The following is a 14768-nucleotide window of genomic DNA, read 5'->3' as shown; positions in this document are numbered from 1 at the left end:
CAATGAAAAAGGCCCATCCGAAGATGGGCCTTTTTTTGATTACCGCGAACTAACTTTCGGCAATTACAGAACCGAGATCGGGTAGTCGACGATCAGGCGGAACTCGTTGATATCGCCCTCAGCCTGGTCGGTGTTGGCGCGGTGCCATGCTTGACGAACGCGGAACGACAGGTCCTTGGCAGGGCCGCTCTGAACCACGTACTTGGCTTCGACGTTGGTTTCGTGATGCTTGCCATCTTCACCATAGCCGTATTGGTTGTATGGGCTGGAGGCATCCATCTTGGTACCGTCGATATCCCAGCCTTTAACGTAACGGGCCATGAAGCTCAGGCCTGGTACGCCGTACTCAGCCATCTTCAGGTCGTAACGAACCTGAGCAGACTTCTCGTTAGGGGCGTTGAAGTCAGAGTACTGGATGGAGTTGGCGAGGAAGATCGAGTCGCCGCCACGGTTGTTGTCACCCACACCGACGTAGTCGAATGGAGTGTCGCCGTCCACTTTCTGGAAGGCCACGGTAACGGTGTGCGCTTTCAGGAACGAATACGCAGCTGCCAGCGAGAACGTGGTGTTGCTGATATCACCCGCTCTGGCGCTACCGGTATCGACGGTGCGGTAGATGTTACCATCCAGATTGAGCGACTGGTCGTTACCCATAGGGATGGTGTAGTTCACGTTGGCGTAGTACTGGTCCCAAATATCTTCGAATTTGGAGCCGTAGAGCGAAACGCTCAGATCGTCGGAGATGCCGTATTTGCCACCAACGTAATCCATGGTCTTGCCGGTAACGGCAATGCTGTCGCCGGATGCGTATGTAGCGTGCAGCTCACCGTCACTGTTCATCTCGTCCTGGCTGGAGGCCGAGTAGAAGTGACCTGCTTCCAGATCCAGGTTCTTGATTTCGCTGCTTTGCAGTTGGAAACCGGTAGCGGTTTGAGGCAACAGGCGGGAACCGCCGACAGCGAACACTGGGGAGGTGCTAGGCTGCATTTGACCGAATTTCAGTTCGGTTTTGGAGATACGCAGCTTGACGGCTGCACCGGCCTTACCAAAGTCGTCTTCGTTGTGGCCTTGGGAGTTGCGGCTCATGTTGCCCGAACCTGCCGTGCCGTCGCCGCCGTCCAGTTTGATGCCCAGATAACCGAATGCATCAACACCGACCCCTACCGTGCCTTGGGTGTAACCGGAGCTGAAGTTGCCCCAGAAACCCTGAGTCCAGTCTTTCTGGTCGTTTGAACCGTTTTTGCGGTCACGGTTGAAGTAATAGTTGCGCAGCAGCAAGTCGAACTTGGCGTCTTCGACAAAGCCCTTGGCTTCAGCTTGGTCACTTACGAAAGGTGCGGCCGTAGCCATTTGAGTACTGGCTGCTGCAGCAACGGCCAGTGCGATCATGCTCCACTTCATCACGCGCATCGTGATTTGCTCCTTTGGTTTTAGAAGAGTACTGCCGTCCCACCTGTTTTATTATCTGGGCGGCTCTTTCTTTTTGTGTCGGCGCAAACTTATATCACGCCGACCCTATTGGCGATACTTGCCCATACAACCTTTCAGCTTCTTTACGACCGTGTCGCCAATGGCTCGATCCATGTCGTATTTCGGCTGAACCAACGCAATCGGATTCACAACTTCTAAGGTTGTTTTTTCTCTCCGGCATTGGCGTAAAGAGTCCGTCATTACCGCGCTTGAAGCTCCTGAGGGCAGCCTTGCCACTTTAATTTATAGGTCTGCGGGTTTTCGCTTCCGGCGAAGCCCTTGGACGATGTGCGGATGAATGCAACAAGCATGCACAAACCCGAATTTCTTTTACATTTTTTTCACATTCTGCCGATTGACGCGGTGAAACCTCATGAGACCGGGCTCCAAAGGCCTTGTTTTAAATAGGGTTGACGGCTGCGCGGCTCTCGTGTTGAACGTCTTGAAGCGGTGCGCGACAACCAAAAACGTTACCGGTTCACCCCATCGAGTGAGTAAATCCCGGATGCTTCGTGCACTGAGCGTAGACCCACTGTGCTGTTTTGGTGCAAAAAATTTTCAAGCTGTACGAAAATCTGACAGCTCCGGTGCATTTGCCAGGCCCTGGGACGCTGCTGTCGGACTGCACACTGGACCCTGCGCCGTGTTGGTGCGCCGCCCGCCCTCGTTCATACCGGTTCTTGAAAGAGCGGTGAACAAAAAGGCGATGCAGGCGTGTCGAACGAGTGCCCCGTGAACCCTTCGGCATTCGCAGGTATGCTCCCGGTCTGTGTCCGGCGCGGCCTGTGCCCGGAAACCGGACCGATCAACCATCAGGAGTGCGCGCGGTGTTTGCCTTAGATCTACGACTGCAACAAGACACATTGCCGATCGGCGATTTCCCGCTGTGTCGGTTGCTCTTGTCCAATGATTCCAACTACCCGTGGTTCATACTCGTACCGCGGCGGGAAAATATCAGCGAATTATTTCAATTGGATGACATGGACCAGCAGCAACTGTGGAAAGAAACCACGGCCCTGGCCGAAACGCTCAAGGACTCGTTCGACGCCGATAAGCTGAACGTCGCGACGCTGGGTAACGTTGTCAGTCAATTGCACATGCATGTCATCGTGCGCAAACGCGATGATGCCGCGTGGCCGGCACCGGTCTGGGGCAAACACCCGGCACAGCCTTATAATGACGTGCAAGTGAAGGCCATTCGCGAACGCTTGCGCGTGGCATTGACCGATGATTTCAAGTTTCTGGAGGGCTGAAACCATGAACCTTGAAGACCGTGTAACCGATCTGGAAAGTCGCCTGGCGTTTCAGGATGATACCATCCAGGCATTGAATGATGTGTTGGTGGAGCAGCAGCGCGTGGTCGAGCGGCTGCAGTTGCAAATGGCGGCGTTGCTCAAGCGCCAGGAAGAGATGGCTGGGCAGTTCGAATCCTTCGAAGAAGAGGCACCGCCTCCTCATTACTGACCGGCACCGAGTGCCAGGCCCAAAAAAACCGCGAGCAGCGAGGCTGCATCGCGGTTTTTTTACGGCAGGATCAGCGGCGCGGCAGCGCGGCGATCACGTCTTCGGCCTGTAGGCCCTTGTCGCGGTTCATCACGGAAAACTCTACGCGCTGGCCTTCCACCAGGACGCGATGGCCTTCGCCACGGATGGCCCGGAAATGCACGAAAATGTCATCGCCGGAATCGCGGGAGATAAAGCCGAAGCCTTTGGAAGTGTTGAACCACTTCACGGTGCCGGTATCGCGGTTGGACATGTCGTAGTTCTGCGAGGCAGCAGCGGGCGACGACTTCTTGTAGAAGCTGACGCCCAGGTGCACGGCCACGGCCAGCAACGTACAGCCAAGGCTGAACGCAATGGCCGGTTGGCCGGCGATTTCCGGCATGGGGGCCAGCAACGCCAGGGTTTGCAGGGCGACGGCCAGTACCAGCAGGACGCTGACGAGGTTTTGCAGTTGATGACGGGGGCCTTTATTCCAGTAAGGAATGACGGGCGCGAGGGTCAGGTTGAGCAGGCCGAAAAAGGCCAGGTACAGTGCATCGGGATGTTGCAGGTAAGGTGTGGCTTCGGAACCCAGGCTAGGGATGAAGGACAGCAGCAAGGCAGCTGCGCCCATTAGCAAGTGGACGATTTTCAACATTTTAATTGGCTCACGGTTAAGACAGATCACAAGGAAGAGCGGGTCGAGGACGGTTCGCTTCGGAAAAATGGAGAGGCGTTGGACACGTATTCGAACCAGCCTATGCGCCACGTCCTGGAAAATAGGCGTAGCGACACACTGCCTATTTAACAGTAAAGCCTTGGCCTTCTCAAACGCGTCGCGGACCCATACCGCGCTGTTCGTCGGCCAGCCACCCGGTGGACGCTTGCAGGGGCCAGGCGAGCGCCGTTAAAGGGGCCCGTGTGTCGGAACCGCCCGGCGTCCCGGCTTGTCGGTTCAGGAGGGCCGGCGATCTGTCGCAGGCTGCCGGCGGCAAAAACCACTACAGTGGAGGAGCCGCTGTCTCATTCATCACCGTCAGGAGATCAATCAACATGGCCATTGATATCGGTATCAGTGAAGAAGACCGCAAGTCCATCGTCGACGGGCTTTCACGCCTGCTTTCGGACACTTATGTGCTCTACCTCAAGACCCACAATTTCCACTGGAACGTCACCGGGCCGATGTTTCGCACCCTGCACCTGATGTTCGAGGAGCAATACAACGAACTGGCGCTGGCGGTGGACCTGATCGCCGAGCGCATCCGTGCCCTCGGTTTCCCGGCGCCGGGTGCCTACTCGGTGTACGCGCGCTTGTCTTCCATCAAGGAAGAAGAGGGCGTGCCCGGTGCCGAGGATATGATCCGGCAACTGGTGGAAGGGCAGGAAGCGGTGACGCGTACCGCCCGTGGCATCTTTCCCCTCCTGGACAAGGTCAGCGACGAGCCCACCGCCGATCTGCTGACCCAGCGCATGCAGGTTCATGAAAAGACCGCATGGATGCTGCGCTCGCTGTTGGAAGATAAATAAGCCTGGCAGGGCTGCCGAGCCCTTGTTCTCCGGGAGCAGGGCGCCGGGATTTGTAGGCAGCGGGTAGGACGGCGTAATTCGTCGCCTGCCGGCTGTCGGCTTGTCCTACGTCGATGGCCATAAAGTCGTCTGGATCTGCCGATGCCGTTGAGCTTCCAATAAGCGCCACAGGCGGAGTGTTCCACCTGAAAGGTTCGTCTGGCAAAGGAGTGTCAACGGTATGATTCAAGGAAAAGAACCCGGCGAGGGCGCGCGCGGGCGCTGTCAGCCCATCCACGTCGATCCGTTCGTCAGGGGCTTCGACATGCAATTGGCTCGGCCCTGGGCCCGGTCCATCCGCCTGAATGGCTTTGCCACGTGTCTGCGTCTGGAGCAGGTCTATTGGGATATCCTCGCCGACATGGCCCGGCTCAACCGCTGTTCCATCAGCACCTTGCTGTCCCATGTGGACCGGGAGGTGCACTTACGCCATGGTGGCGTGCGCAATTTCAGTGGCCTGGTGCGTGTGGTCTGCGTTGTGCACAGTCTGAAGGAAACCGGGCTGGAGGTCGTCGGACGGCACTGAGGCCCAGGCCAGTGCTTGAAACGGGCCGGGAGCGGCCTGTGCGGTCTTACGGCTGCACAGGCTGCATTTAATGGATATAATCTCGCCCTTTGCCGCAAAGCCCGCCTTTGCGCGAGTAACCTGATCGCCGAGACAACCCCATGCCGATGTACGACTATCAATGTGCTTCCTGTGGTCATCAGATGGAAGTCATTCAAAAGATCAGCGAGGCACCGCTGGTCGACTGCCCTGCCTGCCAGGCGCCAGAACTGAAAAAGATGCTGTCCATGCCTGGTTTCCGCCTCGGCGGTACGGGCTGGTATGAAACCGACTTCAAAACCGGCGCCAAGAAGAACCTGGCCGGTGGCGACAAAGCAGACTGAGTTGAATACGCGCGAGTTCTTGCATGGGCAGGGCCTCCAACCGAATGTCGAATTACGAGAAGTGAAACCACTACCATGATGCGCAGCCATTATTGCGGCCAACTGAACGAAAGCCTGGAAGGTCAGGAAGTTACTCTTTGCGGATGGGTTCATCGTCGCCGTGACCATGGCGGGGTGATTTTCCTCGATATCCGTGATCGTGAAGGCCTGGCCCAGGTGGTGTTCGATCCGGACCGCGCTGAAACCTTCGCCACCGCCGACCGCGTGCGCAGCGAATACGTGGTCAAGGTCACCGGCAAGGTGCGCCTGCGTCCGGCCGGTGCTGGCAACGCCAACATGGCGTCCGGCATGATCGAAGTGCTGGGCCACGAGCTGGAAGTGCTCAACGAAGCGGAAACCCCACCGTTCCCGCTCAACGAATTTTCCGACGTGGGCGAAGAAACCCGCCTGCGCTACCGCTTCATCGACCTGCGCCGTCCGGAAATGGCCGAGAAGCTGCGCCTGCGTTCGCGCATGACCACCAGCATCCGTCGCTACCTGGACGAGAACGGTTTCCTCGACGTCGAGACGCCGATCCTGACCCGCGCCACGCCGGAAGGCGCCCGCGATTACCTGGTGCCGAGCCGCACCCACCCCGGCAGCTTCTTTGCCCTGCCGCAATCGCCGCAGTTGTTCAAGCAACTGCTGATGGTGGCCGGCTTCGACCGCTACTACCAGATCGCCAAGTGCTTCCGCGACGAAGACCTGCGTGCCGACCGTCAGCCTGAGTTCACTCAGATCGACATCGAGACCAGCTTCCTCGACGAAAAAGACATCATGGGCCTGACCGAAGGCATGATCCGCAACCTGTTCAAGGAAGTGCTGGGTCTGGAATTCGGCGACTTCCCGCACATGACCTGGGACGAGGCCATGCGCCGCTACGGTTCCGATAAGCCGGACCTGCGTATCCCGCTGGAACTGGTGGACGTGGCCGACCAGCTCAAGGACGTCGAATTCAAGGTCTTCAGCGGGCCGGCCAACGATCCGAAGTGCCGCGTTGCCGCCCTGCGCGTGCCGGGCGCCGCGAGCATGCCGCGCAGCAAGATCGACGACTACACCAAGTTCGTCGGCATCTACGGTGCCAAGGGCCTGGCGTACATCAAGGTCAACGAGCGCGCCAAGGGCGTCGAAGGCCTGCAATCGCCGATCGTCAAGAACATCCCTGAGGCCAACCTGAACGTGATCCTCGATCGCGTTGGCGCGGTCGATGGCGACATCGTGTTCTTCGGCGCCGACAAGGCCAAGATCGTCAGCGAAGCCCTGGGCGCATTGCGCATCAAGGTCGGTCACGATCTTGAGCTGCTGACCAGCGAGTGGGCGCCGCTGTGGGTCGTTGACTTCCCGATGTTCGAAGAAAACGAAGATGGCAGCTTCACCGCGCTGCATCACCCGTTCACCGCGCCGAAATGCACCCCGCAGGAGTTGGAGGCCAACCCGGCTACCGCGCTGTCGCGTGCCTACGACATGGTCCTGAACGGCACCGAGCTGGGTGGCGGTTCGATCCGTATCCACCGCAAGGAAATGCAACAGGCGGTGTTCCGCCTGCTGGGCATCGACGAAGCGGAACAGGAAGAGAAGTTCGGCTTCCTGCTCGACGCCCTGAAGTTCGGCGCACCGCCTCACGGTGGCCTGGCCTTCGGCCTGGATCGCCTGGTGATGCTGATGACCGGCGCCCAGTCGATCCGTGAAGTGATCGCTTTCCCGAAAACCCAGAGCGCGGCCGATGTCATGACCCAGGCTCCGGGTGTGGTGGATGCCAAGGCACTGCGCGAGCTGCACATCCGTCTGCGTGAACAGCCCAAGGCTGAGTAAGGCTGACACCTGAAGGCGCATCTTCGGATGCGCCTTTTCGTTGGTGTCGATATTTCTGCTTGCCTGCCGCTGCATCGGTGCAGGGCGGGCAACGTTTCAAGAAAAACCGGAGCGAGTTATGGCAGGTCATTCCAAGTGGGCGAACATCAAGCACCGCAAAGAACGTCAGGATGCCAAGAGGGGCAAGATCTTCACCAAGTGGATCCGTGAGCTGACGGTCGCGGCCCGCCAGGGTGGCGGCGATCCGGGTTCCAATCCGCGCCTGCGCCTGGCCCTGGACAAGGCACTGGGTGCCAACATGAGCCGCGACATCATCGACCGGGCCATCGCCCGTGGCGCCGGTGCGACCGAGGCCGACAACGTTGAAGAACTGACCTACGAAGGTTATGGCCCAGGCGGCGTGGCGGTCATGGTCGAATGCATGACCGACAACCGTAACCGTACCGCGGCGGCCGTGCGTCACGCCTTCAGCAAATGCGGTGGCAACCTGGGCACCGACGGTTCGGTGGCATACCTGTTCGAGCGCAAGGGGCAGATCAGCTTCGCGCCGGGCCTGGATGAAGACGCCTTGACCGAAGCCGCCCTGGAAGCCGACGCCGACGACGTGGTCAGCCATGAAGACGGATCGTTCGACGTGTTCACCTCGTTCGCCAGCTTCTATGCCGTGCGCAATGCCCTGGAAGCGGCCGGGTTCAAGCCGGCCGACGCGGAAATCGTCATGCAGCCGACCACCAGCGCCGAGCTGGACCTGGACGGCGCCGAGAAAGTGCTCAAGCTGATCGACATGCTCGAAGACCTGGATGACGTGCAGAATGTCTATTCCAATGCTGACATTCCAGAGTCGGTGGCAGAGCAACTGGGCTGACAGGTGTAATGCTGCTCACTTAAGGTTTGTTTGAAACCATTGTGGCGAGGGAGCTTGCTCCCGCTGGAGTGCGAAGCGCTCCCAAAAAAGGTCTGCTACGCAGCCCAGCGGGAGCAAGCTCCCTCGCCACGGGTTCACTGCAGGCCTTTGATGAGTTGTACCTTCTTGCCATCGCACTTTTTTTCGCAGGCGTTATGACTTTAATCCTTGGCATCGACCCCGGTTCACGCATCACCGGCTACGGCGTGGTTCGTGATACCGGGCGTGGCTGCGTGTACGTGGCTTCCGGTTGTATCCGCACGGGGGCGGGCGAGTTGCACGAGCGCCTGCAGATTGTTTATCGCGGCGTGCGGGAGGTCATCCAGACCTACGGGCCGGTCACCATGGGCATCGAAAAAGTGTTCATGGCCCGTAACGCCGATTCGGCCCTGAAGCTGGGCCAGGCCCGGGGCGCGGCCATTGTTGCCGGTGCCGAGGAAAGCCTGGAAATCGCCGAATACACCGCTACCCAGGTCAAGCAGGCGGTCGTCGGAACGGGCGCGGCGAACAAGGAACAGGTGCAAATGATGGTGATGCACCTGTTGAAACTGGTCAGCAAGCCGCAGATCGACGCCTCCGACGCCCTGGCCATCGCCATTTGCCATGCGCATACCCGCTCCAGCCTGCTGCCGCACGGCTTGGGCACTGCACGCAGTCGTGGCGGGCGCCTGCGTCTCTGATAGCATCAGCGCACTCATTCGTGAACCCGGGTAGGGTGCGCCGCGTCGTCGGCCCTTATGCCGGGCCGTTATTCGCCAGCCCACGGCTGGCCAACGCCCAAGGATCTGAAACGTGATTGGACGCTTGCGCGGCACCCTGGCTGAAAAACAGCCGCCGCACCTGATTCTGGATGTGAACGGGCTCGGTTATGAACTCGAAGTGCCCATGACCACGCTGTATCGCCTGCCGTCGGTCGGCGAGCCGCTGACACTGCACACCCATTTGGTCGTGCGCGAGGATGCGCAGTTACTCTATGGCTTCATTGGCAAGCGCGAACGGGATTTCTTCCGTGAGCTGATCCGCCTCAATGGCGTCGGCCCGAAGTTGGCCCTGGCCTTGATGTCGAGCCTGGAGGTCGATGAACTGGTGCGCTGCGTGCAGTCCCAGGACACCTCGGCACTGACCAAGGTGCCCGGGGTTGGCAAGAAGACCGCCGAGCGCCTGCTGGTGGAACTCAAGGACCGCTTCAAGGCCTGGGAAACGGTGCCGGCCATGTTCGCCCTGGTGCCAAACCAGCCGGACGCGCCGGCCCCGGCGGTCAGCGCCGAGAACGATGCGGTTACCGCGCTGATTTCCCTGGGTTACAAGCCGCAGGAAGCCAGCAAGGCGATTTCCGCCATCAAGGAAAAAGGCCTGAGCACTGAAGACATGATCCGCCGTGCCCTGAAGGGAATGATCTAAGTGATTGAAGCTGACCGTCTGATCGCCGCCACGGGTGCGCCCCGTGACCGCGAGGAAATCCAGGACCGCGCGATTCGCCCCGTCAGCCTGGCCGACTACATTGGCCAACCGACCGTGCGCGAGCAGATGGAGTTGTTCATCCAGGCGGCCCGTGGGCGCAGCGAGTCGCTGGACCACACCTTGATCTTCGGCCCGCCGGGCCTGGGCAAGACCACCCTGGCCAACATCATTGCCCAGGAAATGGGGGTGTCGATCAAGAGTACCTCGGGGCCGGTCCTCGAGCGGCCGGGCGACCTGGCGGCGTTGCTGACCAATCTCGAACCCCATGACGTATTGTTCATCGACGAAATCCACCGTCTGTCGCCGATCGTCGAAGAAGTGCTGTACCCGGCCATGGAAGATTTCCAGCTCGACATCATGATCGGCGAAGGTCCGGCGGCGCGTTCCATCAAGCTGGATTTGCCGCCGTTCACCCTGGTGGGGGCGACCACCCGGGCCGGCATGCTGACCAACCCGCTGCGGGACCGTTTCGGCATCGTCCAGCGCCTGGAGTTCTACAGCAATGCCGACCTGGCGACGATTGTCAGCCGCTCGGCGGGCATCCTCGGATTGCCGCTGGACCCGGACGGCGCGTACGAAGTCGCCCGTCGGGCGCGAGGCACGCCGCGGATCGCCAATCGACTGCTGAGGCGGGTCCGGGACTTTGCCGAGGTCCGTGCCAAGGGCCACATCACCAAGCCGATTGCCGACCTGGCGTTGAACCTGCTGGACATTGACGAGCGTGGCTTCGACCATCAGGACCGGCGCTTGCTCCTGACCATGATCGAGAAGTTCGACGGTGGCCCGGTGGGCGTCGACAGCCTGGCCGCCGCCATCAGCGAAGAGCGTCACACCATCGAGGATGTGCTGGAGCCGTACCTGATCCAGCAGGGCTACATCATGCGTACCCCCCGCGGGCGCGTGGTAACCCGCCATGCTTACCTGCACTTTGGCTTAAACATCCCGACACGAATGGGCGAGATGCCGGTAGTAGACGAATTCCTCGATGCCGTGGACGATTGAACGCGCTCGATAGGCTGACTTTTTTCCGGCTCGTGCTGTCCCAGACGACGTCTGGAGCGTCAATGCATTCGAGAATGAAAAAACAGTTGCCTGGCCGATTGGCAACCTGAGGAGTAAGCACTAGAGTATGCGCGCGCAAAACGGGCTGGAGTCGTTCGCACATCGCTGTCGCGTTTATTACGAGGACACCGATGCCGGCGGCATCGTTTACTACGTCAATTACCTCAAGTTTATGGAACGGGCTCGAACCGAACGGCTGCGGGAACTGGGTTTCGCCCAATCCGCGCTGGCAGGGGAGGACCTGTTATTCGTCGTGCATTCCAGCGAAGCGCGCTACCACGCGCCGGCGCGACTGGACGACGAGCTGGTGGTAAGTGCCGATGTCATCGAGTTGAACCGTGTCAGCCTGCGCTTCAAGCAGCAGGTCAGGCGGGCTACGGATAATGTGCTGCTCTGTGAAGGGCAGTTCCTGGTGGCCTGTGTGCGCACCCATAGTTTGAAACCCCGGGCCATTCCCGAAGCTCTACGTGCGGCCTTTGCCGGCGTGAGCGGCGCGGGTACACACTCAGAGCAGGAGATAAAGCGTGGAAGCTAACGTCGTCGACCATACCTCCATGTGGAGCCTGGTCAGCAATGCCAGCGTCGTGGTGCAACTGGTAATGCTGACCCTGGTAGCCGCATCGGTGACCTCATGGATCATGATTTTTCAGCGCAGCAACCTGCTGCGCGCCGGTCGCCGAGCCCTGGAGAGCTTTGAAGAGCGCTTCTGGTCGGGCATCGACCTGTCCAAGCTGTACCGCCAGGCGGGCAGCAACCCGGACCCGGACTCGGGCGTCGAGCACATCTTTCGCGCCGGCTTCAAGGAGTTCTCCCGCTTGCGCCAGCAGCCGGGCGTCGACCCTGAAGCGGTGATGGAAGGCGTGGCCCGTGCCATGCGCGTGGCCATTTCCCGCGAGGAAGAGAAGCTCGAGCAGAGCCTGCCGTTCCTCGCCACCGTCGGTTCGGTCAGCCCGTACATCGGTCTGTTCGGCACCGTGTGGGGGATCATGAACTCCTTCCGTGGCCTGGCATCGGCCCAGCAAGCGACCCTGGCCACCGTGGCCCCGGGCATCGCCGAGGCCCTGGTTGCCACCGCCATCGGCCTGTTCGCGGCCATCCCGGCCGTCATTGCCTATAACCGCTTCGCTGCCCGCAGCGAAACGCTGATCGGCCGTTACTACACCTTCGCCGATGAGTTCCAGGCGATCCTGCACCGCAAAGTGCACACCAGCGAAGAATAAGCAGGTATTTCCCGATGGCTTTAATCGCTCGAGCCCGAAACAAGCGCAAGCCGGTTGCCGAGATGAACGTGGTGCCCTACATCGACGTGATGCTGGTGCTGCTGGTCATCTTCATGGTGACCGCGCCGATGCTCAACCAGGGCGTGAAGGTTGATCTGCCCAAGGTTTCCAGCGAAGCCTTGCCGCAGGACAACAACACCCAGGTCCTGACCATTTCGATCAAGGCTGACAAGACCTACTACTGGAACCTTGGCAGCGAAGTCGACACCGAGAAGCAGCAGGACCGGGCCATGACCCTGCCGCAGATGACCGATGCGGTGACCAAGATCATTCGTGTCGGCAATGACGCCGGCAAGCGTACGCAGGTCTTCATTCGCGGCGACAAGACCGTCGACTACGGTGCCGTGATGGGCGCCATGGGCGGTCTGCAGAAAGCCGGGGTCGGTAATGTTGGCTTGATCACCGAGGCCCCCTGATGCAGCAACAGCGAGAGCCGTCCGCCTCGGAAAGCTACTTCTGGCCCACTGTCCTGGCCGTCGGCCTGCACGTGCTGGTGTTCGGCATGCTGTTCGTCAGTTTTGCCATGACACCGGAGCTGCCACCGGCCAAGCCGATCGTGCAGGCGACGTTGTACCAGCTCAAGTCCAAAAGCCAGGCCACCACCCAGACCAACCAGAAGCTTGCGGGCGAGGCGAAGAAATCCGCCGCGCGCCAGACCGAAGTCGAGCAGATGGAGCAGAAAAAGGTCGAGCAGGAAGCGATCAAGGCCGCGGAACAAAAGAAAGAGGAAGCGGCTCAAAAGGCCGAGGAAGCCAAGAAGGCCGATGAGGCGAAGAAAGCGGACGAGGCGAAAAAGGCTGATGAAGCCAAGAAAGCCGACGACGCGAAGAAGGCGGCCGAGGCCAAGAAGGCAGAAGAGAAACAATTGGCTGATATAGCCAAGAAGAAGGCCGAGGAAGAAGCCAAGAAAGCCGCCGAAGAAGAGGCCAAGAAAGCGGCCGCTGAAGAAGCGAAGAAAAAGATTGTCGAGGACGCGAAGAAGAAAGCGGCCGAAGACGCCAAGAAGAAAGCCGAAGCTGAAGAGGCCAAGAAAAAGGTCGCCGAAGAAGCGAAGAAGAAAGCCGCCGCCGACGCCGCCAAGAAAAAGGCCCAGGACGCAGCGCGTAAATCTGCCGAAGACAAGAAGGCCCAGGCCTTGGCAGACCTGCTTTCCGACAAGCCGGAGCGCCAGCAGGCCTTGGCCGACGAGCAGGGCGATGAAGTCGCCGGCAGTTTCGATGATCTGATTCGTGCCCGGGCGGCAGAAGGTTGGGCCCGTCCACCTTCGGCGCGCAAAGGCATGACGGTAGTATTGCAAATCGGCATGTTGCCCGACGGTACGGTTACCTCGGTCAGCGTCGCCAAGTCCAGCGGTGACGGTCCGTTCGACGCTTCGGCGGTCGCGGCGGTCAAGAACATTGGACGACTGACGGAAATGCAAGGAATGAAACCGAGCGACTTTGCTCCCTATCGTTCGTTCAAGATGACATTCACACCTGAGGATCTAGCCTTGTGAGAAACATTCTTCGATCAATGCTTGTCGTTATCTGCTGCCTGGCAGGGATGGCGGTAGCAGAGGAAAAGAACATTCTGGTCACCAGCGGCAGCGACCGGGCGACCCCGATCGCCGTCGTACCGTTCGGCTGGCAGGGCGGTAGCGTCCTGCCGGACGATATGGCGGAGATCATCGGCAATGACCTGCGCAACTCGGGTTACTACGCGCCGATTCCGAAACAGAACATGATCAGCCTGCCGACCCAGGCCAGCGAAGTCATCTACCGTGACTGGAAGGCCCTGGGCGCCCAGTACATCATGGTGGGCAGCATTGTCCCGGCCGGCGGTCGCCTGCAGGTGCAGTACGCCCTGTTCAACGTCGCCACCGAGCAGCAAGTGCTGACCGGCAGCGTGTCGGGCGGTGTCGATCAATTGCGCGACATGGCGCACTACATCGCCGACCAGTCCTTCGAGAAACTCACCGGCATCAAGGGCGCGTTCTCCACGCGCATGCTCTACGTGACCGCCGAGCGCTTCTCCGAGAACAACACCCGTTACACCCTGCAGCGCTCCGACTATGACGGCGCCCGCGCGGTGACCCTGCTGCAATCGCGCGAGCCGATCCTGTCGCCGCGTTTTGCCCCCGATGGCAAGCGCATCGCCTATGTTTCGTTCGAGCAGAAGCGTCCTCGGATCTTCGTGCAGCACATCGACACCGGTCGTCGTGAGCAGATCACCAACTTCGAAGGCCTCAATGGCGCGCCGTCGTGGTCGCCGGACGGTTCGCGCCTGGCGTTCGTGCTGTCCAAGGACGGCAACCCTGACATCTACGTGATGAACCTGGCCTCGCGCTCGATCTCCCGCGTCACCAATGGCCCGGGCATCAACACCGAACCGTTCTGGGGCAAGGATGGCTCGACCATCTACTTCACCTCCGACCGCGGTGGCAAGCCTCAGATCTACAAGACCAGTGCTGGTGGCGGCGGTGCCGAACGCGTGACGTTCGTGGGTAACTACAACGCCAACCCTAAACTGTCGGCTGATGAAAAGACCCTGGTGATGATCCACCGCCAGGACGGTTTCACCAATTTCAAGGTGGCGGCCCAGGATTTGCAGCGCGGTAGCGTAAAAATCCTCACTGATAGCACTCTGGACGAGTCACCTACTGTTGCGCCCAACGGCACCATGGTAATCTACGCCACCCGCCAGCAGGGCCGGGGAGTCTTGATGCTCGTGTCCATTAATGGACGCGTGAGGCTCCCGCTTCCTACCGCACAAGGCGAAGTCAGAGAACCGTCCTGGTCCCCTTACCTGAACTGACGCGGCGCAAT

Annotated in this window: 17 protein-coding genes; 15 read left to right on the top strand and 2 right to left on the bottom strand. The window is 60.0% G+C overall.

Annotation, left to right across the window (positions count from 1 at the left end; genetic code table 11):
* Positions 1-63: 63 nt before the first annotated feature.
* Positions 64-1410 carry an OprD family porin gene (locus tag V5F23_RS22075; RefSeq protein ID WP_047736650.1) on the bottom strand — a complete coding sequence of 449 codons (1347 nt, stop codon included), beginning with the start codon at positions 1408-1410 and terminating at the stop codon, positions 64-66.
* An 887-nt stretch (positions 1411-2297) separates the two neighbouring features.
* Between V5F23_RS22075 and V5F23_RS22070 the strand changes: the two genes are divergently transcribed.
* Both V5F23_RS22070 and V5F23_RS22065 read left to right on the top strand, forming a co-directional pair.
* Positions 2298-2723 (top strand): HIT domain-containing protein, encoded by a 426-nt coding sequence (locus V5F23_RS22070; RefSeq protein ID WP_338496561.1) that lies wholly within the window; start codon positions 2298-2300, stop codon positions 2721-2723.
* A gap of 4 nt (positions 2724-2727) precedes the next feature.
* Positions 2728-2934 (top strand): SlyX family protein, encoded by a 207-nt coding sequence (locus V5F23_RS22065; protein ID WP_042728752.1) that lies wholly within the window; start codon positions 2728-2730, stop codon positions 2932-2934.
* Positions 2935-3004: 70 nt separating this feature from the next.
* Here V5F23_RS22065 and V5F23_RS22060 read toward each other — a convergent pair whose 3' ends face one another.
* Positions 3005-3610: a cold-shock protein gene (locus V5F23_RS22060; RefSeq protein WP_338496559.1), complete on the bottom strand. Its 606-nt coding sequence runs from the start codon at positions 3608-3610 to the stop codon at positions 3005-3007.
* 395 nt (positions 3611-4005) lie between these two features.
* Here V5F23_RS22060 and V5F23_RS22055 point away from each other — a divergent pair, with 395 nt between their 5' ends.
* From V5F23_RS22055 to tolB, 13 genes are all read left to right on the top strand, one after another.
* Complete coding sequence (locus V5F23_RS22055; protein ID WP_030140806.1) at positions 4006-4479, top strand: Dps family protein; 474 nt, start codon at positions 4006-4008, stop codon at positions 4477-4479.
* A 220-nt stretch (positions 4480-4699) separates the two neighbouring features.
* Positions 4700-5044, top strand: a complete 345-nt coding sequence (locus V5F23_RS22050; protein ID WP_042728754.1) for a ribbon-helix-helix domain-containing protein — start codon at positions 4700-4702, stop codon at positions 5042-5044.
* A 140-nt stretch (positions 5045-5184) separates the two neighbouring features.
* Positions 5185-5406 (top strand): zinc ribbon domain-containing protein, encoded by a 222-nt coding sequence (locus V5F23_RS22045; protein WP_042728755.1) that lies wholly within the window; start codon positions 5185-5187, stop codon positions 5404-5406.
* A gap of 75 nt (positions 5407-5481) precedes the next feature.
* Positions 5482-7257, top strand: coding sequence for an aspartate--tRNA ligase (aspS, locus tag V5F23_RS22040; RefSeq protein WP_338496557.1), 1776 nt, complete (start codon positions 5482-5484; stop codon positions 7255-7257).
* Positions 7258-7375: 118 nt separating this feature from the next.
* The gene (locus V5F23_RS22035) at positions 7376-8122 is read left to right on the top strand and encodes a YebC/PmpR family DNA-binding transcriptional regulator (RefSeq protein ID WP_014339920.1); all 747 of its coding nucleotides are present in this window, start codon (positions 7376-7378) and stop codon (positions 8120-8122) included.
* Positions 8123-8316: 194 nt separating this feature from the next.
* Positions 8317-8841, top strand: coding sequence for a crossover junction endodeoxyribonuclease RuvC (gene ruvC / locus V5F23_RS22030; protein ID WP_024776477.1), 525 nt, complete (start codon positions 8317-8319; stop codon positions 8839-8841).
* A gap of 112 nt (positions 8842-8953) precedes the next feature.
* On the top strand, positions 8954-9562 hold the full coding sequence (gene ruvA, locus V5F23_RS22025; RefSeq protein ID WP_042728757.1) for a Holliday junction branch migration protein RuvA: 609 nt from the start codon (positions 8954-8956) through the stop codon (positions 9560-9562).
* Positions 9563-10624 (top strand): Holliday junction branch migration DNA helicase RuvB, encoded by a 1062-nt coding sequence (gene ruvB / locus V5F23_RS22020; protein ID WP_042728758.1) that lies wholly within the window; start codon positions 9563-9565, stop codon positions 10622-10624.
* Between the two features lie 127 nt (positions 10625-10751).
* A complete protein-coding gene (ybgC, locus tag V5F23_RS22015) occupies positions 10752-11219 on the top strand; it encodes a tol-pal system-associated acyl-CoA thioesterase (protein ID WP_003205037.1) in 468 nt (155 codons plus the stop codon).
* Positions 11209-11904, top strand: a complete 696-nt coding sequence (gene tolQ / locus V5F23_RS22010; RefSeq protein WP_338496555.1) for a protein TolQ — start codon at positions 11209-11211, stop codon at positions 11902-11904. Before ybgC ends, tolQ begins: the two co-directional genes overlap by 11 nt.
* A gap of 23 nt (positions 11905-11927) precedes the next feature.
* The gene (gene tolR / locus V5F23_RS22005; protein ID WP_161796096.1) at positions 11928-12380 is read left to right on the top strand and encodes a protein TolR; all 453 of its coding nucleotides are present in this window, start codon (positions 11928-11930) and stop codon (positions 12378-12380) included.
* Positions 12380-13459, top strand: a complete 1080-nt coding sequence (tolA, locus tag V5F23_RS22000; RefSeq protein ID WP_042728760.1) for a cell envelope integrity protein TolA — start codon at positions 12380-12382, stop codon at positions 13457-13459. Before tolR ends, tolA begins: the two co-directional genes overlap by 1 nt.
* 17 nt (positions 13460-13476) lie before the next feature.
* The gene (tolB, locus tag V5F23_RS21995) at positions 13477-14757 is read left to right on the top strand and encodes a Tol-Pal system beta propeller repeat protein TolB (RefSeq protein WP_172679705.1); all 1281 of its coding nucleotides are present in this window, start codon (positions 13477-13479) and stop codon (positions 14755-14757) included.
* Positions 14758-14768 lie beyond the last annotated feature (11 nt).

This window comes from Pseudomonas sp. WP18, assembly GCF_036689585.1.
Taxonomy (GTDB): domain Bacteria; phylum Pseudomonadota; class Gammaproteobacteria; order Pseudomonadales; family Pseudomonadaceae; genus Aquipseudomonas; species Aquipseudomonas chlororaphis_E.
The sequence above is the reverse complement of the archived record's forward strand: the minus strand, read 5'-3'. Positions and strand labels throughout refer to the sequence as shown.

What these genes read in the sequence shown, in the direction of transcription:
- V5F23_RS22055 (WP_030140806.1), top strand. Translation starts at nt 4,006, where the DNA reads ATGGCCATTGATATCGGTATCAGTGAAGAAGACCGCAAGTCCATCGTC.
- V5F23_RS22050 (WP_042728754.1), top strand. Translation starts at nt 4,700, where the DNA reads ATGATTCAAGGAAAAGAACCCGGCGAGGGCGCGCGCGGGCGCTGTCAG.
- V5F23_RS22075 (WP_047736650.1), bottom strand. Translation starts at nt 1,410, where the DNA reads ATGCGCGTGATGAAGTGGAGCATGATCGCACTGGCCGTTGCTGCAGCA.
- V5F23_RS22060 (WP_338496559.1), bottom strand. Translation starts at nt 3,610, where the DNA reads ATGTTGAAAATCGTCCACTTGCTAATGGGCGCAGCTGCCTTGCTGCTG.
- ybgC (WP_003205037.1), top strand. Translation starts at nt 10,752, where the DNA reads ATGCGCGCGCAAAACGGGCTGGAGTCGTTCGCACATCGCTGTCGCGTT.
- V5F23_RS22045 (WP_042728755.1), top strand. Translation starts at nt 5,185, where the DNA reads ATGCCGATGTACGACTATCAATGTGCTTCCTGTGGTCATCAGATGGAA.
- V5F23_RS22065 (WP_042728752.1), top strand. Translation starts at nt 2,728, where the DNA reads ATGAACCTTGAAGACCGTGTAACCGATCTGGAAAGTCGCCTGGCGTTT.
- V5F23_RS22035 (WP_014339920.1), top strand. Translation starts at nt 7,376, where the DNA reads ATGGCAGGTCATTCCAAGTGGGCGAACATCAAGCACCGCAAAGAACGT.
- aspS (WP_338496557.1), top strand. Translation starts at nt 5,482, where the DNA reads ATGATGCGCAGCCATTATTGCGGCCAACTGAACGAAAGCCTGGAAGGT.
- tolA (WP_042728760.1), top strand. Translation starts at nt 12,380, where the DNA reads ATGCAGCAACAGCGAGAGCCGTCCGCCTCGGAAAGCTACTTCTGGCCC.
- tolB (WP_172679705.1), top strand. Translation starts at nt 13,477, where the DNA reads ATGCTTGTCGTTATCTGCTGCCTGGCAGGGATGGCGGTAGCAGAGGAA.
- ruvC (WP_024776477.1), top strand. Translation starts at nt 8,317, where the DNA reads ATGACTTTAATCCTTGGCATCGACCCCGGTTCACGCATCACCGGCTAC.